A 21,080-nucleotide genomic window follows, 5' to 3' on the forward strand; every position below is an offset into this window, starting at 1 on the left:
ATGCTCCTGAATTGAATTCAAGTGTGGGCAGTTTGAAAAATGAGATTGACCGGGAAATCCCCCAGCGCGGCGCTGATCAGCAGCTCCCTGTGTTCTGTGACTGTGATGCGGGAAAAAAGTCCCTGCAGATGTTCGTCCGGGACGGTGAACGGCAGTTTGACCCGGGTATCGCCCCACAGCGGCGCGTGGACCTGTGGTTCGGCACCGTTTTCCAGCAGATCGGCACAACGTATCGGCACAATCACAATGGCGCGTTTCCCCTCCCGTTCACGGACAAATCCCAGCACTCGATGGGCCTCGCTGCCCACCACTTCCAAAGCCTGGCAGGTACCACGCCGAAATAGCTCGGCATGCTCGGCGCGCAGGCTCAGGGTGCGCGCAATCAAGGCTTGTTTGATGCGCCCGTCACGCCAGTTTTGCATCAAGTCCGGCAGGTCCACCGCTTGCTGCAGCGCCTGCTGGCGGCTGGCGTAATCCACGGGACGACGGTTGTCCGGGTCGACCAGGCTGAAGTCCCAGAACTCGTTGCCCTGATACAAGTCCGGTACACCGGGCACGGTCATGCGCAGCAAGGTTTGCGCCAATCCGTTGAGTGCGCCGGGGGCGGCAATCGAGCGGGCAGCCTTGGCCAGGGCCGTACGCAACAACTCGCCTTCGGGGCTGAGCATCAGACGCTGGATGAAGTCTTCGCTCGCTTGCTCGTAAGGGTCATTGGGCGCGTTCCAGCTACTTTGCAGTTTGGCTTCGCGCAGGGCCTTGCGTTGCCACTGCCAGAGGCGTTTTGCGTAGTCCTCAAGGGCCGGCGCATGATCGATCTCCAACGCCAGCGGCCAGCTGCCGATGATCGCCTGGTAGAGAATCAGTTCATCCCCCGCCGATGGCATTTGATCGTCGTTGCGCAAGGGCCGGGCGAGGGCGCGCCACAGGCCGATCTGGTCGGCGTACCAACTGCTGCGCTCGCTCAGTACCGCCAGCCGCGCCCGTGAATCTTCACCGCGCTTGTGGTCGTGGGTGGCGCTGGCCAGCAGATTGTCCGGGAAGGTGTCGAGGCGTTCGATACAGGCCTGATGAAAGTCGGCGACAGGTGCGCTGAACTGTTCGGTGTTGAAGCCAACGTCATTGCGCGAGAGCAGGACCGCCGAACGATAGAACGCGGTGTCTTCCACCGCTTTCGCCGCCGCCGGTGAGGTCAGTTGCTGGAAACGTACGCAGGCGTGCTTCAAGCGTTTGCGCTCGCGACCGGCCGGGCGCGAACGCCAGGGTTCACCGCCGAGCCATCCGGCCAGGCAGTCGAGCACCGGCCAGTCCTCTTCACCCAGGGTTTGGCGGGCGCCGTCCATGGCCTGACGGAAAAACGCCTCGCCCTGGGCCGACCGGCCAAGGGGACTGATGTAGGTGCGGTACACCGGGAAATGCACGATCAACGCCTGCAAGGCCCGGCGAATGGCGCCGAGGGTCAGGTCGCGGGTCATGAGGTTGTCCCGGGCCACTTGCAACAAGGCCTGGGCAACGCTTTCGAAATCTCCGGCCAGGGAGCCGCTGAGGACTTGCTGGCGGGCCAGTTGAGCTTCCTGGCCGAAATCGGCGGACCGCTCGCTGTGACGATGCCAGAGTTCGGCCAGAGTCTGCGCGCCCCGTGGATCCTGTTGCAGTAGTGACAACTGGTTCATGAATTCGTAGCCGGTGGTGCCGTCCACCGACCAGTCGCGAGGCAGGGTTTCCCCTTCGCCGAGGATCTTTTCCACATAGATGGGCAGGTGCCGGCCCGCTGACAGGCTGTCGACCCGGCGGCGCAGCTTGCGGCAATAGCCTCGCGGGTCGGCGAGGCCGTCGATGTGGTCGATGCGCAACCCGTCGATCAGCCCTTCAGCCACCAGTTGGAAAATCTTCGCGTGGGTGGCTTCGAACACGGCGGGACGCTCGACCCGCAGTCCGCCGAGTTCATTGATATCGAAGAAGCGCCGCCAGTTGATGTCATCGGCGGCGGTGCGCCAACTGGCGAGGCGATAGCTCTGGCGTTCCAGCAGGTTGTGCAGGCGCCGGAAGCCTTCGCCGGTCAGTGAGTCGTAGTTGTTCAGGTGCTGCTCGATGGCGTGGGCCAGGGCCGGATCGTTGACCAGATCGCGAAGTTCCGCTTTCAGCGGCAGGGCCAGGCTGTGGGCGTCGGTCTGGTAGCTCAGGGTGCTGAAGCGATCGGCCAGGTTTTTCAGTTGTTCGGCCTGCTGTGTATCGAGCGGTGCATCGGTCCTGAGCAGTTCCCCGTAATCGCTGGGGCAAATCGGAAAGCGATGTTCGTAGTGCTCGACATGGAAGCTGCCGTGCCAGGCATCGAAGCGCAGGGGCAGGGTGCCGTCCTGCAACGCGACGCCGTAGTCGCTGCCCAGAAACGGCAGGAGCAACTGGCCTTCCATCAACGGGTCGGGTGAATGCCACTGGATGTCGAAAAATTCGCCGTAAGGGCTCAGGCGTCCCCACTCCAGCAAATCCAGCCACCAGGGATTGTCACCGCCGCCGACCGCCATGTGGTTGGAGACGACGTCGAGAATCAACCCCATGTTGTGCTCGTGCAGGGCGCTGACCAGGCTGCGCAGCGCCGCCTCTCCGCCCAGTTCCGGATTGACCCGGGTCGGGTCCACCACGTCATAACCATGCATCGACCCGGCGCGGGCGCGCAACAGCGGGGAGGCGTAGACATGGCTGATGCCAAGACGGGAGAAATACGGCACCAGTGGCACCGCATCTTCAAGCGTGAAGCCTTTGTGAAATTGCAGGCGCAAGGTGGCGCGCAGTAGACGACTCGGTACCTGGGTCATCGATCACGCTCGGCCGCCTGGAGCCGCGCACAGGCGAGCAACTCCAGGCGTCGTGCGGCATCCGCTCCGTCGAGCAGGGCTTCGCTGTAACCGGGTAAGCGCCGCGACCAGTTGGGGTGGGAGTCGATGGTGCCGGGCAGGTTGGCTTGCTGTTCGACACCAAGGGCGTCTTCCAGGGGCAGCAGCACCAAGGGGGCCCGGGTATGACCGAGGAAGCGCACGCTGGCATCGAGCACCTGGTCGGTTTCGTGGGACTCTTCACGGAAGTTCTGCGGGTCCTGGCTCAACGCCCGGCGCAGGCCTTCGCGCTCGCGTTCGCGGTGCTGGCGCCATTCGATTTCACCACTGGCATCGAGCAGGCCGAGCCGGGCGTTCCAGTCGATATCGCGGCCATGCCACCAGCCGTTGAGGGTCGGCAGGTCATGGGTGCTGGTGGTGGCCAGGGCGTTGTCCGGCCAGTCGAGGATCGGCTTGAAATGCGTGTTGTCCTGTTCGAACAGCAATACCCGCATGCCCAGCATCGAGCGGGCGATGAGTTTTTCCCGCAGGCCGTCCGGCACGGTGCCGAGGTCTTCGCCCAGGACGATGGCCTGGTGACGATGGGATTCCAGGGTCAGCAGGCGCAGCAGATCGTCCACCGGGTAATACAGGTAGGCGCCGTCCGCTGGCGGCGATCCATTGGGGATTACCCACAGACGCTGCAAGCCCATGACGTGATCGATGCGCAAGCCACCGGAGTGGGCGAAATTGGCCCGCAACATTTCGATGAAGGCCCGGAAACCATTGCGCACCAGGCCTTCAGGGGAGAATGCGGAAATCCCCCAGCCTTGGCCCGTGCGGTTGAGAATGTCCGGCGGCGCACCGACGGTGAGGGACGCGAGCAGTTCGTCCTGACGGCTCCAGGCCTGGCTGCCGCCACCATCGGCGCCAACGGCCAGGTCGGCGATCAGGCCGATACTCATGCCGCTGGCGCGGGCGGCGGTTTGCGCGCGCTCCAGGCAGCGCGTGATCAGCCACTGGCAGAAGGCGAAGAAGCCGATGCGCCCGGCATTCTCTTCGGCGAATGCCGCCAGTTCGGCGCTGCGCGGATTGCGCCAGGGTTCGGGCCACTGCCGCCAGTCGAGGTGTTCACCCCGGGCGGCGCGCGCCTCCTGGATCGCTTCGAAGCGACAGTGGTTTTCCAGCGCTTCGCCGGCGGCGTGACGAAAACTGCTGAAGTCTTCGTGCAAAGGATGTTCGCCCTGGACGAAACCTTCGTACAGCGACTGCAACAGCCGATGCTTGGCTTCGGCGGCGGCCGGCCAGTCAATCAGCGGTCGCTCTTCCAGCGCCTTGAGTTCAATGGCCAGCCCGGTTGCATCGATGGCGGTGCGCAGTGCGCGTTCGCCGAGAATGGTGCCCGGGGCGCAGTAAAGGCTGTTGAGAAATAAGCGGCTGGACGGCGAATAGGGGCTGTAGCGTTGGGTGTCACTGGAAAACATCGCATGCAGCGGGCTGATCGCCAGCGCCTCGGCGCCACGCTCGCCGGCCACCCGGGCGAGGTCCTCCAGCGCCTGGGTGTCACCAAACCCGCCATCGCCGGGGCGGCGCAATCCATACAATTGCACACTCAGGCCCCAGGCACGGGGGATGGGGTTGTCCACGGCATCGGCCACGCTGTAGCAACGGGCCGGGGCTACGGCCAGGGTGAAGCTTTGTCCGTCGATGCTGACCTGTTGATAGCCGACCGGTACCAGCCCCGGTAGCACCGCGTTGGCGTCCAGTTTCAGGTCGAGCCGCGAACCGTCTTCGAGGTGGATTTCGCAAGGGGTCCCGGGCTCGAAAAAGCGCGCCAGGTCCAGGCCCTTCCCGACATCGGCGGTGATCAATGGCGGCAAGTGATGGGTCTGTTGCACCTCTTGCAGTTCCAGCAGGCTGGCGTCGATTTCCTGGGCGCTGCCGGCCGGGTGGCCAAGGCCGGTCAGCACATTGCGCAACACGGACGGCGCGACTTTTTGCGGGCGGCCGTTGGCGTCGAGCCAATCGACTGCGAGACCGGCACGGCTGGCCAGGATTTCCAGTTGCGCATCACTCATGGACGCTCTCCAAACGGGGTAGCAAAGGGGGCTGCGGCGGCGAGGCTGACGAGCGCGCAATACGGGGCAAGGGTGTTTGGGGCCGGCAGGTCGGCGCCCTCTGGCGGGTATTCGAACAAGCGCGTGGCACCGGTCTGTGAGGTGTGGACTACGGGGCTGGCGCTGAGGTTCAGGTCAATGCGCAGCTGGCTGCCATCGCCCAGGCGCCAGGTTGCACTGACCGCGGCTTCACCCAGCACATCGGTGCCCAGTGCCCGGGCGCCCGGCAGGCGCGGGATGATGTGCCGGTGACGGATCTGCAACAGTCGTCGATACAGGTCGTGCATCTCGCAATGGCCGGTCGATGGCAGGACTGGGCGGGACGCTGCAAATGTCTGCGGATCGTTCGGGTCCGGAATGTGTTCGCGCAGGATCGGGTCGGCAAAGGCGCTGAGCGCCGCGAACTCATTGCGCCGGCCGTCGCGAACCTGCCTGGCCAATTCACCGTGATGGCTGGTGAAAAACAGGAAGGGTTGCTCGACGGCAAATTCGTCGCCCATGAACAGCAGCGGAATCATCGGCGACAACAGCAGCAACACCGTGGCGGCCCGCAGCGCTTGCGGGTGGGCGAGTTGATGCAGGCGCTCGCCGAAGGCCCGGTTGCCGATCTGGTCATGGTTCTGCAAAAACAGGATGAATGCACTGGGCGGAAGATGTCCGCTGGGTTCGCCCCGCGCCACACCATGGCGATTGAGATGGCCCTGGAACACGAAGCCCTGGCTCAGGCAGCGCGCCAGTTGTTCGGTGGGGTTTTGCGCGTAGTCGGCGTAATAGGCGTCGGTTTCGCCGGTCAGCAACACATGCAGGGCGTTGTGGCCGTCATCGTTCCACTGCGCGTCGTAACCCTGTTCGAGCAGGCTGGCCTGGTTATGTTCGTTCTCCACCATCAGCCACACATGCCGCGCCGGTCCCGTCTGCTGGCGCACCCGTCGTGCCAGTTCCTGGATGAAATCCGGGTCTTCGATGGCGTGCACCGCGTCCAGGCGCAAACCGTCGAAACGGTACTCCAGCAGCCACATCAAGGCGTTTTCGATGAAGAAGTCCCGTACTTCGCGACGGCGCAAGTCGATGGCCGCGCCCCACGGCGTGTGTTTGTCTTCGCGAAAAAAGCCCTTGGCATAACGATGCAGGTAATTGCCGTCCGGGCCGAAGTGGTTGTAGACCACGTCGAGGATCACCGCCAGGCCGTGGCCATGGGCGGTGTCGATCAAGTGCTTGAGCTGCTCGGGGGAGCCGTATGACGCCTGGGGCGCGTAGGGCAGGACGCCGTCATAACCCCAATTGCGTTCGCCGGGAAACTGCGCGACAGGCATCAGTTCGATCGCGGTGACGCCCAGTTCGACCAGCCGCGCCAGATGCTGCTCGACGGCGCTGAAGCCGCCGAGCGCACCGACATGCAGTTCGTAGATCACCGCTTCGTTCCACGGCCGTCCCAGCCAGGCGGCGTGTTGCCAGGCATAGGCCAGCGGATCGACCACCACGCTGTGCCGGTCGATGTCGCCGGCCTGGGCACGGGAGGCCGGGTCGGGCACTTCCAGTTCGCCGTCGATGCTGTAGCGGTAACGCGTGCCCGCCGCGCATCGGATGTTGCTCACGAACCAGCCGTCGGCCTGGGGCAGCAACGGCAAGGACTGTCCATTTTCCAGTTCGACACTGACGTAGTACGCATCTGGCGCCCACAACGCGAATCGCGTGTGCTCTGCGTCCAGCATGATTGCGCCGTGGGGCCAGGTCTCAAGGGTCCGTAACGGCATCTTCAAAGCCTCTTACTGTTTGTGCGATTTCCCCAATGCCTTGGCCACAAGCTGTTCGTAGAGCTCGGCGTAGGGTTCGACCGCCTTGCACCAGTTGAACGGCGCCGCCATGGCCCGGCAGCGCATGGCGTGCAGCAGGCCGGGAAAGGCGAACACCTTGAACGCGCGGCTCAGGGCTTCCTGATAGCTCTGCACCGTGGATTCATCGAACAGGAAACCGGTCACGCCGTTTTCGATGGTGTCGGCAAGACCGCCGGTGTTGCGTGCCACCGGCAACGAGCCGAAGCGCTGGGCGTACATCTGGCTCAGGCCGCATGGCTCGTATCGCGAAGGCATCAGCAGGAAGTCGCTGCCGGCAAACATGCGCCGGGCGTCGGTTTCGTTGAAGCCGATGCGCACGCCGATCTGCCCGGGGAAGCGCAGGGCCAGTTCACGCATGGCCTGTTCTTCTTCCGGCTCGCCGCGACCGATGATCGCGATCTGCCCGCCATTTTTGACGATGTACTCGGACACCGCCTCTGTCAGGTCCAGGCCTTTCTGATAAACCAGGCGCGAAACCACGGCGAACAGCGGTCCTTCGGAGTCTTTCAGGCCGAACAGTTCGCGGACATGGGCGGCGTTCACGGCCTTGCCATCCCAGTCGCCGATGTCGAACGGGCAGAACAGGTGCGGGTCGGTCGCCGAATCCCAGCTTTCATCGATGCCGTTGGGAATGCCACTGAGCAGGCCTTGCTGGGTCTTGGCGGCGAGGAAACCGTCCAGGCCGCAGCCGAAATCCGGGGTGGTGATTTCCTGGGCGTAGGTCGCGCTGACCGTGGTGATGTGGCTCGAATAGGCCATTCCGGCCTTGAGGAACGACATTTTGCCGTAGAACTCCATGCCTTCCTGTTGCAGCGCGTGTTGGGGAATGCCCAGTTCGGGGCACGAGCCCAGGCTGGTCACACCTTGATAGGCCAGGTTGTGGATGGTGAACAGCGTCGGTGTGCGCTGCCCACGCCAGTGCATGTAGGCAGGGGCCAGGCCGGCGGGCCAGTCGTGGGCGTGCACCAGGTCCGGGCACCAGTGGATCTGCGCGAGGTTGGCGGCAATATCAGCCGCCGCCAGGCCCAGGCGGGCGAAACGGATATGGTTATCCGGCCAGTCGCGGCCGTTGTTGGCGCCGTAGGGTGAACCTTCGCGCTCGTAGAGTTCGGGGCAGATCAACACGTAAATGACCAGGCCATCGGGCATGTCCATGCGCCCGATCTTGCACGGTGGCAACGCAGCATGGCCGCCAAGCTCACCGATGATATGAATGGGGTTCTCGCTGTGCAGCACTTGCGGGTAACCGGGGATCAACACCCGTACATCGTGCAGATGGGCCATGGCCCGCGGCAGTGCTGCGGAAACATCGCCCAGGCCACCGGTTTTCACCAGGTCGGCAATTTCCGAGGTGACGAACAGGACTTTCTTACGGTTCGGATTCTGGTTGGCTGCCGGGGTCAGCGTCCTGGTGCCTGGAACGCTGGCGGGTTGGGTGTTTGCGGCAGTTACGGCGCTCGATTCGCCGACCTGATGAGCACGCTCTCCCTGTATTTCCAAAGCCGTACTGATCATATGAATCTCCCGTGTTGTTGATCTAATTCTTAGGTCTGGCAAACGGTGTTTCATGGCCATTTCCCGTGGCCGGCGCAAACGCGCTGCGCATCAGTGAGCAAGCGCTGCCCAATGCGTCGAGTCGAAGCAAAAGGGTTGAATCAGCCGTTGCAAAGATTGCACCAGTCGCAACGCACCTTCTTGTCAGAGGACCGATCGGGATTGGAAAAAGTTTCGACTATTTTTCCATTTTGTGACCGGCCGGTTTCGCATTGAGAAAGTGAGTCTAGGCCAGAACTTAGAGCGGTAAAGGGCAGATGGCAAAATTGTTCGACAATCGGTTTGTAGCGGGACGGACGTGCCTGGTCGAGGTGCAAACGCCCCGACGAAGTGCATGTTTTTTTGCGTTCGGGCCTCAAAAAGTCACTGGGCAGTCACATAAATGTGCGACGTGATATATCAGGCGCGCACTATTGTGGTGCGTGTTTTTGAGTCCCGCATTTGGCCAAACCACTGCCTTACTGCCCACCTTGATGCCTTGTTATAGTTCGGGCCTCATTTTTGCCCGCAAAAGGATCATTTCCATGTCTCAGTACACTGCGTTCAACGTCGAACTGGTCGATAAAATCGCCCATGTGCAGATCAACCGCCCGGAGAAGATCAACTCGATGAACGCGGCGTTCTGGAGCGAGATCGTCGAGATCTTCCAGTGGATCGACGACACCGATGAAGTGCGGGTGGTGGTCCTCAGCGGAGCAGGCAAGCATTTCTCCTCGGGGATCGACCTGATGATGCTGGCCGGCGTGGCCAATGAACTGGGCAAGGACGTGGGACGCAACGCGCGCCTGTTGCGGCGCAAGATCCTCACCCTGCAAGCTTCGTTCAATGCCGTCGATAACTGCCGCAAACCGGTGCTTGCGGCTATTCAGGGTTACTGCCTGGGGGGCGCCATCGACCTGATCGCCGCGTGCGACATGCGTTATGCCGCCGAGGACGCACAGTTTTCGATCAAGGAAATCGACATCGGCATGGCCGCCGACGTTGGCACGCTGCAACGCTTGCCGCGAATCATCGGTGACGGCATGCTGCGCGAACTGGCTTACACTGGTCGCACTTTTGGCGCCGATGAAGCGCGGAGCATGGGCCTGGTCAATCGCGTCTACAGCGACAGCGCCAGCCTGCTCGACGGCGTCATGGGCATTGCCCGGGAAATCGCCGGCAAGTCACCGATCGCCGTCACCGGCACCAAGGAGATGATCAGCTACATGCGTGACCATCGCATCGATGACGGCCTCGAATACATCGCCACCTGGAACGCCGCCATGTTGCAATCCACCGATCTGCGCGTGGCCATGGCCGCCCATATGAGCAAACAGAAACCCGAATTTCTGGATTGATTAACCATGATTCCTCGCTGGACCACCGCAGTACTGGACACCGATCAACCCGGCGGCTGGGCCATCGCGCGCAGCCCCGAAGGCTTTCTGTTCGATGACAACGGCGCACTGTTCGCGCGCGAATGGCTGAAACGTCAGGACCTGTCGATTCTGGCCGAGCATGGCATCGGTCACCTCGATGGCGAGCCGGTCTATCTGCTGGAGTTGCGCAGCCACAGCGAAGTGCCGGGTTGCAACTGGAAAGGCCTGCGGGCGTTCATGCTCGAAGGCGATCACACGCTGTACAAGGTGCTCGGTTACGCCGCGCAGATCGGCACCTGGGCCCGGGAGCACCGCTTTTGCGGTAACTGCGGTCAGGCCATGACCCAGGTGCCGCGCGAGCGCGCGATGTATTGCCAGCCATGTGATCTGCGCAGCTACCCGCGGATTTCGCCGAGCATGATTGTCCTGGTGACTCGAGGCGATGAAGTGCTGTTGGCACGTTCACCGCGTTTTGTCAGCGGTGTCTACAGCACATTGGCGGGGTTCGCCGAACCGGGCGAATCGGCCGAGGACTGCCTGATTCGCGAGGTTCGCGAAGAGGTGAGCATCGAGGTCAGGAACATCCAGTACATGGGCAGCCAGTGCTGGCCGTTCCCGCACTCGATGATGCTTGGCTTTCACGCCGAATATGCCGGTGGCGAGATCGTCTGTCAGGAAGACGAGATCGAGGACGCCCAGTGGTTCAACGTGCACGAGCTGCCGCCGTTGCCGGCGTCACGCTCGATTGCCCGTTACCTGATCGACGTCTATGTGGCGCGGCGCTTAGGCCACGCTGAACCAGTGCTGCCAGGCTAGGCGCACGGTCAGGCCCAGCACTACGGTGATGAACACCGGGCGAATGAATTTCGCGCCGCCGCTGATGGCGGTGCGAGCGCCGAAGAAGGCGCCGACCATCAACGATGAGCCCATGCACAGGCCGATGACCCAATCCACCTGACCGGAAAAGATGAAGATCGATAGTGCCGCCGCGTTGCTGACGAAGTTCATGCTGCGCGCCACGCCGCTGGCCTTCACCAGGTCGATGGGGTAGAGCAGCAGGCTGCTCACGGTCCAGAACGCACCCGTGCCGGGACCGGCCACGCCGTCATAGAAGCCGAGGCTGAAGCCTTGGGTCGACTGCCACTTTTTCTTGATCGGTGCGTTGCTATCCAGCGGCGCTTTCGGCGTGCCGCCAAACAAGAGATAGACACCGCAAGCGAAAACGATCACCGGCAGCATTTTGTTCAGCCATTCCGCCGGCAGGTAATGGGCGACCACGGCACCGGTCAGCGCGCCGACCAGAGTGCCGACGATGGCGTGGACCCATTGCGCGGGGTGGAACAACTTGCGGCGGTAGAAGGTGAAACTGGCAATGGCCGAGCCGAAGGTCGAACTGAGTTTGTTGGTGCCCAGCACCAGGTGCGGCGGCAGGCCGGCGGTCAGCAAGGCAGGAGTGGTCAACAGCCCACCGCCACCGGCGATGGCGTCGATGAAACCGGCAACAAAAGCGACAAGGGCCAGGATGGCCAGGGTGGAGAGGTCAACGCTAAGTTCGAAAGGCATGGGATCGGCTTAATCGGCGGGTGCAGAAAGGGCTGCGGGGAAGGGGCGACATGTTACCCACACTAACAACACAACACCAATGTGGGAGCGGGCTTGCTCGCGAAGAGGCCGCCAGATCCAGCATAAATGTTGGCTGACACACCGCTTTCGCGAGCAAGCCCGCTCCCACAGGGTTTAGCGTGAAGCTGAATTACAAGCCCAGATCCGACAGCCCCGGATGATCGTCAGGCCGACGCCCCAGCGGCCAGTGGAACTTGCGTTCGCTTTCCTTGATCGGCATGTCGTTGATGCAGGCGAAGCGGCGGGCCATCAGGCCGTCCTCGTTGAACTCCCAGTTTTCGTTGCCGTAGGAGCGGAACCAGTTACCTGAGTCGTCGTGCCATTCATAGGCATAACGCACGGCAATGCGATTGTCGGTAAATGCCCAGAGCTCCTTGATCAGCCGGTAGTTCAGTTCCCTGGCCCATTTGCGGGTCAGGAAGCCCTTGGCCTCTTCGCGGTTGTGGGCGAACTCGGCGCGGTTGCGCCATTGGGTGTCCAGGGTGTAGGCCAGGGACACACGCTCGGGGTCGCGGGAGTTCCAGCCGTCTTCGGCCAGGCGAACTTTTTCAATCGCCGATTCACGGGTGAATGGGGGTAATGGCGGACGAACTTCGGCATTAGACATTTCAAGTCTCCGTATCAAGTTAAAGTTCAAACAATTGTCGAGCTTGATCAGGTTGCTACAGGTCCAATAACTTTCGCGCCATGCATTGCGCATTATCGGCGGCACTGTGATCACCCATTACAAGCGCCACGGTAATGGCACCGTCGATCAGGATCAGCAGCTGTCTGGCCAGCAGTTGCGGATCCTCGGCGCCATGTTCGGTACACAGCTCGCACAGGTAGTCGAGCAGCTTCTGTTTATGTTCTTTGGCGACCAGGCGCACCGGGTCTTGCGGGTCGCCGGTTTCGCCGCTGGTGTTGATGAAGGCGCAGCCGCGGAAACCTTCGCAGGCGAACCACGACTTGAGTACGGTAAACAGGTTGAGCAGTCGCTCGGCCGGGGTTTGTGCCTGGCCGACTGCGCCTCTGTACCAGTGCATCCAGCGCTGGTCGCGGCGTTGCAGGGCCGCCACAACCAGTTCGTCCTTGTTGGCGAAGTAGCGGTAGACGCTTTTTCTGGAGACGCCGGCGGTTTTCACCAGAAGATCCATGCCAGTGGCGGCTATGCCACTTTTGTAGATCAACTTTTCGGTGACATCCAGAATGATGTCGCGTGTGTCGTTGCTAGTGATTTCGTTCATGTGACAAACAGTAGAACGATCGTTCTCCATGGTCAATCGATATTTTTGTAGTGCCTGATAAATGGTCTTCGCGAGCAGGCTCGCTCCCACATGGGAATGCATTCAGCCAGTGAGAGCGAGCCTGCTCGCGAAGGGGACATTACAGACGGTAACAAGACCCGAACCTTTGCATGGTGTAAGCTCATGGGTTCTTCGGATTCGACCCATTGCGAGCCCTATGCCGTCGCTTTTCAAACGCTCCCTGCTGCCCAAGTTGCGCAGTTTTCCGCTGACGGCCGATGCCGTCAGCGTCCTCGCCGGCGCTGCCGAATTCCGTCGTTGCCTGCTGGAGAAAATTGCCAGCGCGACCCGGCGTATCTACATCGTTGCGCTGTACCTGCAACAGGATGAAGCCGGCCAGGAAATACTCGATGCCTTGCACGCGGCCAAACTGGCGCGTCCGGAACTGGACGTGGTGGTGGTCGTCGACTGGCTGCGCGCCCAGCGCGGCCTTATCGGTGCCGGCAAGCAGCCGGGAAACTCCGCCTGGTATCAGGAAGTGACCCGTACCCATGCCAGCGAAGTGCCGATCTACGGCGTCCCGGTACAAACCCGCGAGCTGTTCGGTGTGTTGCACCTTAAAGGCTTCGTGATCGATGACTGGGTGATCTACAGCGGCGCGAGCCTGAACAACGTCTATCTGCACAAGTTCGACAAGTACCGCTACGACCGCTATCACCTGTTGCACAATCGTGAACTGGCCGATTCGATGCAGCACCTGGTGCAGCACGGCCTGGTGGCGTCCAAGGCGGTGCACCGCCTAGACCTGCCGAACCTGCCGACCACCCGCAGCCTGCGCAATGACATTGGTGACCTGCGCAGCCGCCTCAAGCACGCGGCGTACGACACCACGCAGGGCACCACCGACAGGACCGGTTTGTCCGTCAGCCCGCTGCTTGGCGTCGGCAAGAACAATCCGTTGAACCGGGTGATCTGCGAACTGATCGCCAGCGCCCAGCAGCAACTGACCATTTGCACGCCGTACTTCAACCTGCCGCTGGCGATCATCCGCGAGATCAACCGCGCACTGGCCCGTGGGGTGAAGATCGACATTGTGGTCGGCGACAAGACGGCCAACGATTTCTACATTCCGCCGAGCGAACCCTTCCGGGTCATTTCGGCGCTGCCGTACCTGTACGAAATCAGCTTGCGCCGGTTTGCCAAGCGTCATCAACGCAACATAGACAGCGGGCAGTTGAACCTGCACCTGTGGCGAGATGGCGACAACACCTATCACCTCAAGGGCATGTGGATCGACCGGCGCTATACCTTGCTGACCGGCAACAACCTCAACCCGCGGGCGTTTCGACTCGATCTGGAAAACGCCTTGTTGATCGATGACCCCCATGGCGAACTGCTGGAACCGCGTGGCAAAGAGCTGGCGGAGATCTTCCAGCACACCCGGCGCATCGAGCACTTCCAGAACCTGGAAACCCTGGCCGAATACCCGGCGGGCGTGGCCAAGTTCCTCAAGCGCGTGAGTCGTGTGCGGATCGAGCGGTTGCTTTACCGCATCCTGTAAACCCGGTGGGTCTCAGAAAAGCGATCGCGAGCAAGCTCGCTCCCACAGGGTTATTCGATCAGCGTTCAGCGGGTGGTTTCGACTAATATGCCCCCACTCGAACAAGAACAGGGCTTGCGGCGATCCATGTCGGAAAAAGACACCATCTCCATTCAACTGGTGCGTGAAGCACTGTTGCAAAGCTGCGCGCCGGGCATCGCCACGGACGAGGTGTTGAGCAAAGTCGGCATCGACCCGCAACTGTTGGGCAGCACCGACGCCCGTGTTCCGGCCACCGCTTATGCGCGCCTGTGGCGGGTGCTGGCACGGCGCGGCGATGATGAGTTCTTTGGCATGGACTTGCGCAAACTGAAATCCGGCAGCTTCGCGTTCCTGTGTCGTGGTGCCATGCTCCAGCCCAACGTGGCGGCGGGAGTGGCCAGTGGCCTGGAGTTTCTGTCGTTGATCCTCGAGCACCTGCCGGCGCAGTTGGTGCGTCAGCAAAGCCTGGCGGAAATCGTCCTGCTGGAGGACGACAAGGACCCGCGCCGGGCCTTCACCTATTTCACTTACTGGATGATCGTGCATGGCGTTGCCTGCTGGCTGGCAGGGCGGCGGATTCCGATCCTGGCCATCGAACTGCGCTGTTCGAAACCGGATTTCTGCGATGACTATCAGGTGATGTTTTCCGAGAACCTGCGCTTCAACCGCCCACGCACGCGGATGATTTTCTCCGCCGATTGCCTGGACCTGCCCATCAAGCGCAGCCCTGAGGAACTCGAGCGATTCCTGGCCCGTGCGCCGGCGAACATTCTGGTGAAGTACCGCGATCCGCAGAGCCTGGCCAGTCGCATCAAACACGACCTGCGCCACCTGCCGGCCGAACACTGGCCGGAAACCGAAGCCCTGGCGCAACGCCTGTGCATGTCGGCCTCAACCTTGCGCCGCCGACTGGCCGAGGAAGGGCAAACCTACCAGGGCCTCAAGGACGGCGTGCGCAAGGAACTGGCGATCGTCTGGCTGGCGGAGCCGGCGATCAGCTTCAGCGAAATCGCCACGCGGCTGGGGTTCGCTGACGTCAGTTCGTTCTACAAGGCGTTTCGCAAGTGGTCGGGGTCGAATCCGGGGCATTACCGCAGCCTGATTCTCAATGATACCGAGTAAGTCAGCAGCGCAATGACCGTATATTCCCGAGCTGTTAACGGCTGCCGGTGGTAGGCCCTGGCAGATTGAGGGTGCCACTGTCGACGAAACGCATCGTGTTGAACACCCCACCCGAGAGCTTGCCTCGCAGCACGTAGGGCATGTTGTTCAGCGTTTTCATCTGGCTGATGCCATAGGTCTGGCGGATCACCGAAAACGCCGAAACACTGACCGGCACGGTGACGATGGTGTCGGAAAAACGTCCGATCGTACCCTGCACATCGGTGACGCCAGAGGCGAAGGGCTGGCCATTGATGTCCAGGTCCAGGGCAACGCCGCTGTAGGTGAGGGTGTAGTCATTGGGGTTCTGCACGCGGATTCTCACGGCAAAGCGCACTTCCATGCCTTCGCCTTGCAGGGGGTCGACACCCACGACGTTGATTTTCAACGGGTCTCGATTGGGCAAGGAGGAGCAGGCGCCCAGACAGAGCAGGAGGGAAATCAGGACCGCATGGAGGCTGCGCATGGACGTGCTCTCATCTGAAAAAGACTGAACCGCCAGCGGCTCAGCCCTTGAGCCCGACTAGTGGTTCGACTGTGCGACCATCGCAGGCTTTGCGGGTTCATCCCTGGCGGTCACATCGGGGTTCTGCATCACCTGAAGCACGGAGGCCTCCGGATCGAATTCGTCCTCTTCCAGTTCGATGAACTCTTCGGGCAGGAAGATATTAAGAACGATAGCGCACAGCGCGCCGACGGTGATGGGCGATTCGAAAATGTTGTGCAGGGCCTTGGGCAGTTCACGCAAGACTTCCGGCACGGCGGCCACGCCCAGGCCCATGCCGATGGAAATCGCCACGATCAGCATGTTGCGCCGATGCAGGCCGGCCTCGGCGAGAATCTTGATCCCGGCCACCGCGACGGTGCCGAACATCACCAGTTCGGCGCCGCCGAGCACCGGTTTCGGCATCAGTTGCAGTACCGCGCCGATCATCGGGAACAGGCCAAGCACCACCAGCAATCCGGCAATGAAAAACGCCACGTAACGGCTGGCCACACCGGTGAGCTGGATCACCCCGTTGTTCTGGGCGAAGGTCACCATCGGCATGCTGTTGAACACCGCGGCCATGGCCGAGTTGAGGCCATCGGCGAGCAGGCCGGACTTGATCCGGCGAATGTACACTGGGCCCTTGACCGGTTGCCGGGAGATCATCGAGTTGGCCGTGAGGTCGCCCGCGGCCTCCAGCGGCGACACCAGGAAGATCACCGCCACCGGAATGAACGCCACCCAATCGAAGGAGAACCCGTACTTGAAGGGTACCGGTACGCTCATCAGCGGCACTTCAGGCAGGCTGTTGAAATCCACCTGGCCCATGAGCCATGCCACCCCGTAGCCCAGGGTCAGGCCGATGACAATCGCCCCCAGGCGCAGAAACGGCACATCCACCCGGTTCAACACCACGATGGTGCCCAGCACCAGCGCCGCCAGGGCCAGGTGACTGGCCGCCCCAAGATCCGGGGCGCCGAAGCCGCCGGCGATGTCGGTCATCGCCACCTTGATCAGCGACAAACCCATCAGCGTGATGATGGTTCCGGTCACCACCGGGGTGATCAGCATGCGCAGTTTGCCGATGAACTGGCTTAACACCACCTCGATGAACGCGGCAAAGAAGCACACGCCGAAGATGGTCGAGAGAATCTCATCGGTGCCGCCACCCCGGGCCTTGACTATGAAGCCGGCGCTGAGAATCACACTGATGAACGAGAAACTGGTGCCTTGCAGGCACAACAGGCCCGAGCCCACCGGACCGAAGCGCCGCGCCTGCACGAAGGTGCCCAGGCCGGAGACGAACAGTGCCATGCTGATCAGGTAGGGAATTTCGCTTTGCAGGCCCAGGGCGCTGCCCATGATCAGCGTCGGGGTGATGATGCCGACGAAGCTCGCCAGGACGTGTTGCAGGGCGGCAAAGACGGTGGCGGTCAGATGCGGGCGGTCATCGAGGCCGTAGATCAGATCGCTGTGGCGTGGAGCGGGGGCTTTTTCGGAGGCGGTCATGGTGGTTTGCGTGCCAGAAGGCGGGCCGGGTCAGAAAATGGAGGCGCAGGATGCCAGAACCGCCCGGCCACGGCAAAAGAACCTCCAAAACAGCGACTTACAGTCGTGGGGCGAGCACTTCGCCCACACTGCGGCGTTTGGCGTGCAGTTGGCTGGCCTGGATCAACTGTTCGAGGTCTTCGGGCGTGACGTCATAGAACGCTTCCATGTCGGCCAACGCCAGTTTCAGGTCTTCGGCGGTGATGGCCTGACGGTCGACCGGCGGATGATCGGCAGGAATCCTGGCCACCGGTTCGCTGGCGCTCTTGGGGTAACGAACACGGGTCAGGTTGTTGTAGATCAGGGCGCAGAGCAGCATCGTCGCCGCGCTGAGCATCACCGGCCCAATGGCTTTCCAGTCCATGGCAATGGTTGCCGGATCGGCCAACACCAGGGTCAGGGCCAATGCACCGGCCGGTGGATGCAGGCACCGCAGCCAGCACATCAGGATCAACGCCATGCCCGCCGCCAGGCAAGCGCTACCCAAGGTTCGTCCCAACACATGGGCCACCAGCAGGGCAATCACCCCGGCGCTCAAGTAACCGCCGAGAATCGACCAGGGCTGGGCGAGCGCGCCCGAAGACACGGCAAACAACAGCACCGCCGAGGCCCCCAGCGGGCCGATCAGGTGCTGGGCCACCTCGATGCCGAACACCTGGCTACAGAGCCACACACTCATCAGTGTCCCCAAGGCCATGCCGATGGCGGCGCGGCTCCATTCGGTGGGGCGGGTGTTGATGGCGGCAGGCAACCAGCGAGCAAGCATTCCGAGAAAACTCCGGCAGAAAAAATCGAGGTAAAAAAAGGGCTTAACTGGGGAACCCAGAAAGCCCTTGAAGTCGTTCCAACTGTTGGGGGAGGAACGCGCACAGTGTGCCGTTCAATTAAGTTACTGACAAATTCATATTAATGAGCTTTGAGTGCATTAATTTTGTTGTGATTTTCTCCGTCGGCCGCTTATGTAGCACAGCAAACCACCCAGGGCCGCGAGTGCACTCAAGGCATAAAACATCGTCGGCGCGGGGGTGTGCATCAACATGAAGCCGCAAATCACCGGGCTCAGCGCGCCGCCAAGGGCAGCGAGGTTTTGTGCACCGTAGTAGCTGCCGCGCAGATCTTCCGGCGCCAGGGTGTCGACGAACAGAAACTCGGCCGGGTAAATGATGATTTCACCGAGGGTGAAGATGAACATCGCCACGCACCAGCTCACCAGACTGTCCGCCACGCTGAAGCCGATCAGCCCGAGGATGAACAGGCCGGTGCCGGCCACGATCCATTGGCGCAGTTGCTCACGCTTGAGAAAACGCCCGATCTGGTATTGCAGCAGGATCACGCTGATGGCGTTGCAGGCGAGCAGGGCAGCCATGATTTCCATGGTGTGTTGGGGGGCGCTGGTCACCAGCAGGTACTGCGACAGGTAAAAGGTAAACCGTCCGTGCACCACGGTGCTGAGCAGGCAACCGGCGGTGAACATGATCAGCGTGCGATCGTTTTTCAGGGTGATCAGGGTTTTGAGGAAACTCTGCGCCTGGCCGGTGACAGATGAACTCGCCGGGTCCTTTGCGATCCCGGTCATCAGGAAAATACTGAAAAAAGCGATGGCCGCCGCGATCAGGAAAGGTGCACTGGCAAAGGCCCCGGCAATCAGCACACCGAGCATCGGCCCGACGGCGTAGCCGATGTTGGTCAGCGTATAGCTCAAGGAAAACGCCTTGGCGCGCTGGCCCACCGGGAGGTTGTCGCTGAGGATCGCTTTTGAACCGATGAGGAACAGCGATGAAGCGGTTTCGGTGACGATCAGGGTGATCGTGGTCAGGTAAAGGTTTTCAGCAAAGGTCAGCAACACCAGGCCGACCGCGCTGGACGCCATCGAGAGAATCAGCAACCGGCGTTTTTCGAAGCGATCGATGATGTAGCCGCCATACAGGGAGAGCAGGGTGGCGATGAACACTGCAATGCCGAGCAGCAAGCCAACATCCTGCTGGTTGAGGCCCAGCTTGTCGCTGACGAACAGTGTGAGCAACGGGCTGGTGATGGCGCGGCTGACGACGATGGTCAGCGAGCAGATCAGCAGGCGGCGAATGAGGGGGGAGTAGCGGGTCACGGCGCGAATATCCTTATTCAAGCGGGTCGGCATCAGCCCGGTCGTGAGCGCTACTTTAGCAGTCGGCCCCCCTGTCGTTGCTACGGGATTTACTTAAGGTGCAGGAGTACGAAATCATTCTTGTCGAACCGCCCGCTCAGCATTGGCGGCAATGCACCAACGGCTGTGCTTTGCAGTGTCTGGTAGGTGTTGCGGTCCATCATCAGCCACGCCGGGCCCTTGAGGGCTAAAAGCTCCGGTGGGGAGTCAGTGAAAACCGGGTGCAGGTCCTGCGGGATGTTGACCATGAACTTGATGGCCTTCGCGTCTTTGCCCATCCCGTGCATGACCAACGGCGCCGGGTCTTTTTGCACGAGTTCAAAAGCTTCGCGACTGAAGGTCCGGGTGTCGTAGAGCTGTCGTTGAATGGGCTCGAACTGCAGGATGTAGGACGACCACAGTGCCAGGACCGCGCAGAGGGCCAGTATCTGAGCTCGCCAGCGGGACTGCCTGAGCGCTGCCAGGGCGATCGCTTGCAACACTCCGAGCAGGATGAACAGGGAAGTGAGGTGAGCCAACCCATCGGGGAATTTTTGCCGTACCACCAGCAATGCCGCGATCAGCAGCCCCGGGATCAGCAGCCACAGCCCCTGCATCAACCCCCGCAGCCAGGCAAACCATCGACCCTGCGTCGCGTAAAACGGATACGCCGCCACGATTGCCGCCATGGGCAACATCGGCAGCAGGTAGCGGGCCTTTTTCGCCTGGGGAATGGAAAGGCCGAGCATTACGATCAGTCCGGCCGCCACGCAGTACTGCATCAGGCGCAATGCCGGCCCGGTTTCCCTCGAACCGGTTAACGCAGCGGCCCCAAGCGTCAGCACGGCCAACGGCCAGGCCAGCGCGTAATTGCCCATCGAGCTGGTGAAGTAATACAACGCTCCGTTGGACCCTTCGCTACCGTCCATGCGTCCCAGGAACTGCATGCGAATCACTTCCTGCAGGAAGGCCGGGCCGCCGCTGACGCCTGCCAGCCACAACAGCAGCCCAATGCACACCGCCAGCAGTACCGATGCCAGCAATCCGAAGACCATCAGCCGTCGCCATTGGCGATCAAGCAGAAAACAGCTGCAGAGCATCCCCGCAGGAATGACCAGGCCGATGGGCCCACGAATCCAGAAGCCCAGCATCAGCAAGGCAAAGATCAGAACCCGGCGGCGCGGCGCCGCGAAATGATCGGAGGCATAGCCAAGGTAGAAAACGCTGAACGCGACGGCCGCCAGCATCAGGTCGAGGGAAACGGCATGGGTTTGCGTGATGAAGGTATTGGTCAACAGCATCAAGGCGATGCTCAACAGCGCCCAGCGCGTGGAGTAGGGTGCCAGCAGGCGGTACATCAAGCTGACGATGACCGCTGCGGCGATGGCACTCGGCAGCCATGCGGTCAGGCTGCTGACCTGGCCGAACGGCAGCGAAAGCAGCCAGATGAATACCGTTGAAAGTCCCGAATAGTCGGCGTAGGGCTGGCCATAGGTCGTCGGAAAAAACGACGGTCCATTGCGCAGCATCTCCTGGGCGAACAGCACGAAGCGCGAATCGAAACCGATGACCGCTTGCTGGTAAATCCCGGCGCAGAACAACAACAGCGCCAACAGACCCAGCGCGAGGGACTGTTGGCGGATGTGAGGGAGCATGG

At 61.7% G+C, this 21,080-nt stretch carries 16 protein-coding genes; 4 read left to right on the top strand and 12 right to left on the bottom strand.

Features of this window, described 5'->3' with window-relative positions; translation table 11 throughout:
• Positions 1–17: 17 nt before the first annotated feature.
• Genes ACM6IT_RS24410 through glgA form a run of 4 tightly spaced genes read right to left on the bottom strand, consistent with a single transcriptional unit; the run spans position 18 to position 8,277 of the window.
• Entirely contained in the window at positions 18–2,813 is a 2,796-nt protein-coding gene (locus ACM6IT_RS24410; RefSeq protein ID WP_414918860.1) for a malto-oligosyltrehalose synthase, read from the bottom strand.
• A complete protein-coding gene (gene malQ, locus ACM6IT_RS24415) occupies positions 2,810–4,888 on the bottom strand; it encodes a 4-alpha-glucanotransferase (RefSeq protein WP_223541462.1) in 2,079 nt (692 codons plus the stop codon). The genes ACM6IT_RS24410 and malQ overlap by 4 nt, the downstream gene beginning before the upstream one ends.
• On the bottom strand, positions 4,885–6,681 hold the full coding sequence (gene treZ, locus ACM6IT_RS24420) for a malto-oligosyltrehalose trehalohydrolase (RefSeq protein ID WP_414918861.1): 1,797 nt from the start codon (positions 6,679–6,681) through the stop codon (positions 4,885–4,887). The genes malQ and treZ overlap by 4 nt, the downstream gene beginning before the upstream one ends.
• Positions 6,682–6,693: 12 nt before the next feature.
• Positions 6,694–8,277 carry a glycogen synthase GlgA gene (gene glgA / locus ACM6IT_RS24425; RefSeq protein ID WP_056727502.1) on the bottom strand — a complete coding sequence of 528 codons (1,584 nt, stop codon included), beginning with the start codon at positions 8,275–8,277 and terminating at the stop codon, positions 6,694–6,696.
• Positions 8,278–8,840: 563 nt separating this feature from the next.
• Here glgA and ACM6IT_RS24430 point away from each other — a divergent pair.
• On the top strand, positions 8,841–9,653 hold the full coding sequence (locus ACM6IT_RS24430; protein ID WP_056727499.1) for a crotonase/enoyl-CoA hydratase family protein: 813 nt from the start codon (positions 8,841–8,843) through the stop codon (positions 9,651–9,653).
• Between the two features lie 6 nt (positions 9,654–9,659).
• Positions 9,660–10,490: an NAD(+) diphosphatase gene (gene nudC / locus ACM6IT_RS24435; protein WP_046037107.1), complete on the top strand. Its 831-nt coding sequence runs from the start codon at positions 9,660–9,662 to the stop codon at positions 10,488–10,490.
• Here the strand turns inward: nudC and ACM6IT_RS24440 are convergent.
• The 3 genes from ACM6IT_RS24440 to ACM6IT_RS24450 all read right to left on the bottom strand — a co-directional run bounded on the left by ACM6IT_RS24440 (position 10,458) and on the right by ACM6IT_RS24450 (position 12,523).
• Positions 10,458–11,237, bottom strand: coding sequence for a TSUP family transporter (locus ACM6IT_RS24440; protein WP_056727498.1), 780 nt, complete (start codon positions 11,235–11,237; stop codon positions 10,458–10,460). The two genes, nudC and ACM6IT_RS24440, sit on opposite strands and share 33 nt — an antisense overlap.
• Before the next feature lie 190 nt (positions 11,238–11,427).
• A complete protein-coding gene (locus tag ACM6IT_RS24445) occupies positions 11,428–11,904 on the bottom strand; it encodes a DUF1348 family protein (RefSeq protein WP_056727496.1) in 477 nt (158 codons plus the stop codon).
• Positions 11,905–11,959: 55 nt separating this feature from the next.
• On the bottom strand, positions 11,960–12,523 hold the full coding sequence (locus ACM6IT_RS24450) for a TetR/AcrR family transcriptional regulator (protein ID WP_056727494.1): 564 nt from the start codon (positions 12,521–12,523) through the stop codon (positions 11,960–11,962).
• A gap of 217 nt (positions 12,524–12,740) precedes the next feature.
• On the opposite strand from ACM6IT_RS24450, the gene pssA reads away from it, so the two are divergent.
• Complete coding sequence (gene pssA, locus ACM6IT_RS24455) at positions 12,741–14,084, top strand: CDP-diacylglycerol--serine O-phosphatidyltransferase (RefSeq protein WP_414918862.1); 1,344 nt, start codon at positions 12,741–12,743, stop codon at positions 14,082–14,084.
• Between the two features lie 126 nt (positions 14,085–14,210).
• Complete coding sequence (locus ACM6IT_RS24460; protein ID WP_414915114.1) at positions 14,211–15,227, top strand: AraC family transcriptional regulator; 1,017 nt, start codon at positions 14,211–14,213, stop codon at positions 15,225–15,227.
• 34 nt (positions 15,228–15,261) lie between these two features.
• Here the strand turns inward: ACM6IT_RS24460 and ACM6IT_RS24465 are convergent, their stop codons facing one another.
• From ACM6IT_RS24465 to ACM6IT_RS24485, 5 genes are all read right to left on the bottom strand, one after another.
• Positions 15,262–15,732, bottom strand: a complete 471-nt coding sequence (locus tag ACM6IT_RS24465; protein ID WP_056727489.1) for an LEA type 2 family protein — start codon at positions 15,730–15,732, stop codon at positions 15,262–15,264.
• Between the two features lie 57 nt (positions 15,733–15,789).
• The gene (locus ACM6IT_RS24470) at positions 15,790–17,262 is read right to left on the bottom strand and encodes a nucleobase:cation symporter-2 family protein (protein ID WP_414918863.1); all 1,473 of its coding nucleotides are present in this window, start codon (positions 17,260–17,262) and stop codon (positions 15,790–15,792) included.
• Between the two features lie 97 nt (positions 17,263–17,359).
• Positions 17,360–18,067 (bottom strand): HPP family protein, encoded by a 708-nt coding sequence (locus ACM6IT_RS24475; protein ID WP_223541458.1) that lies wholly within the window; start codon positions 18,065–18,067, stop codon positions 17,360–17,362.
• Positions 18,068–18,226: 159 nt separating this feature from the next.
• Positions 18,227–19,438 carry an MFS transporter gene (locus tag ACM6IT_RS24480; RefSeq protein WP_414918864.1) on the bottom strand — a complete coding sequence of 404 codons (1,212 nt, stop codon included), beginning with the start codon at positions 19,436–19,438 and terminating at the stop codon, positions 18,227–18,229.
• Positions 19,439–19,494: 56 nt separating this feature from the next.
• The gene (locus tag ACM6IT_RS24485) at positions 19,495–21,078 is read right to left on the bottom strand and encodes an ArnT family glycosyltransferase (protein WP_414918865.1); all 1,584 of its coding nucleotides are present in this window, start codon (positions 21,076–21,078) and stop codon (positions 19,495–19,497) included.
• Positions 21,079–21,080 lie beyond the last annotated feature (2 nt).

Origin of the sequence: Pseudomonas sp. IT-P4 (assembly GCF_949767755.1) — a bacterium.
GTDB classification, from domain to species: domain Bacteria; phylum Pseudomonadota; class Gammaproteobacteria; order Pseudomonadales; family Pseudomonadaceae; genus Aquipseudomonas; species Aquipseudomonas monachiensis.

Coding starts and splice junctions, on each gene's coding strand:
- ACM6IT_RS24410 (WP_414918860.1), bottom strand. CDS start 2,813: ATGACCCAGGTACCGAGTCGTCTACTGCGCGCCACCTTGCGCCTGCAA.
- malQ (WP_223541462.1), bottom strand. CDS start 4,888: ATGAGTGATGCGCAACTGGAAATCCTGGCCAGCCGTGCCGGTCTCGCA.
- treZ (WP_414918861.1), bottom strand. CDS start 6,681: ATGCCGTTACGGACCCTTGAGACCTGGCCCCACGGCGCAATCATGCTG.
- glgA (WP_056727502.1), bottom strand. CDS start 8,277: ATGATCAGTACGGCTTTGGAAATACAGGGAGAGCGTGCTCATCAGGTC.
- ACM6IT_RS24430 (WP_056727499.1), top strand. CDS start 8,841: ATGTCTCAGTACACTGCGTTCAACGTCGAACTGGTCGATAAAATCGCC.
- nudC (WP_046037107.1), top strand. CDS start 9,660: ATGATTCCTCGCTGGACCACCGCAGTACTGGACACCGATCAACCCGGC.
- ACM6IT_RS24440 (WP_056727498.1), bottom strand. CDS start 11,237: ATGCCTTTCGAACTTAGCGTTGACCTCTCCACCCTGGCCATCCTGGCC.
- ACM6IT_RS24445 (WP_056727496.1), bottom strand. CDS start 11,904: ATGTCTAATGCCGAAGTTCGTCCGCCATTACCCCCATTCACCCGTGAA.
- ACM6IT_RS24450 (WP_056727494.1), bottom strand. CDS start 12,523: ATGAACGAAATCACTAGCAACGACACACGCGACATCATTCTGGATGTC.
- pssA (WP_414918862.1), top strand. CDS start 12,741: ATGCCGTCGCTTTTCAAACGCTCCCTGCTGCCCAAGTTGCGCAGTTTT.
- ACM6IT_RS24460 (WP_414915114.1), top strand. CDS start 14,211: ATGTCGGAAAAAGACACCATCTCCATTCAACTGGTGCGTGAAGCACTG.
- ACM6IT_RS24465 (WP_056727489.1), bottom strand. CDS start 15,732: ATGCGCAGCCTCCATGCGGTCCTGATTTCCCTCCTGCTCTGTCTGGGC.
- ACM6IT_RS24470 (WP_414918863.1), bottom strand. CDS start 17,262: ATGACCGCCTCCGAAAAAGCCCCCGCTCCACGCCACAGCGATCTGATC.
- ACM6IT_RS24475 (WP_223541458.1), bottom strand. CDS start 18,067: ATGCTTGCTCGCTGGTTGCCTGCCGCCATCAACACCCGCCCCACCGAA.
- ACM6IT_RS24480 (WP_414918864.1), bottom strand. CDS start 19,438: ATGCCGACCCGCTTGAATAAGGATATTCGCGCCGTGACCCGCTACTCC.
- ACM6IT_RS24485 (WP_414918865.1), bottom strand. CDS start 21,078: ATGCTCCCTCACATCCGCCAACAGTCCCTCGCGCTGGGTCTGTTGGCG.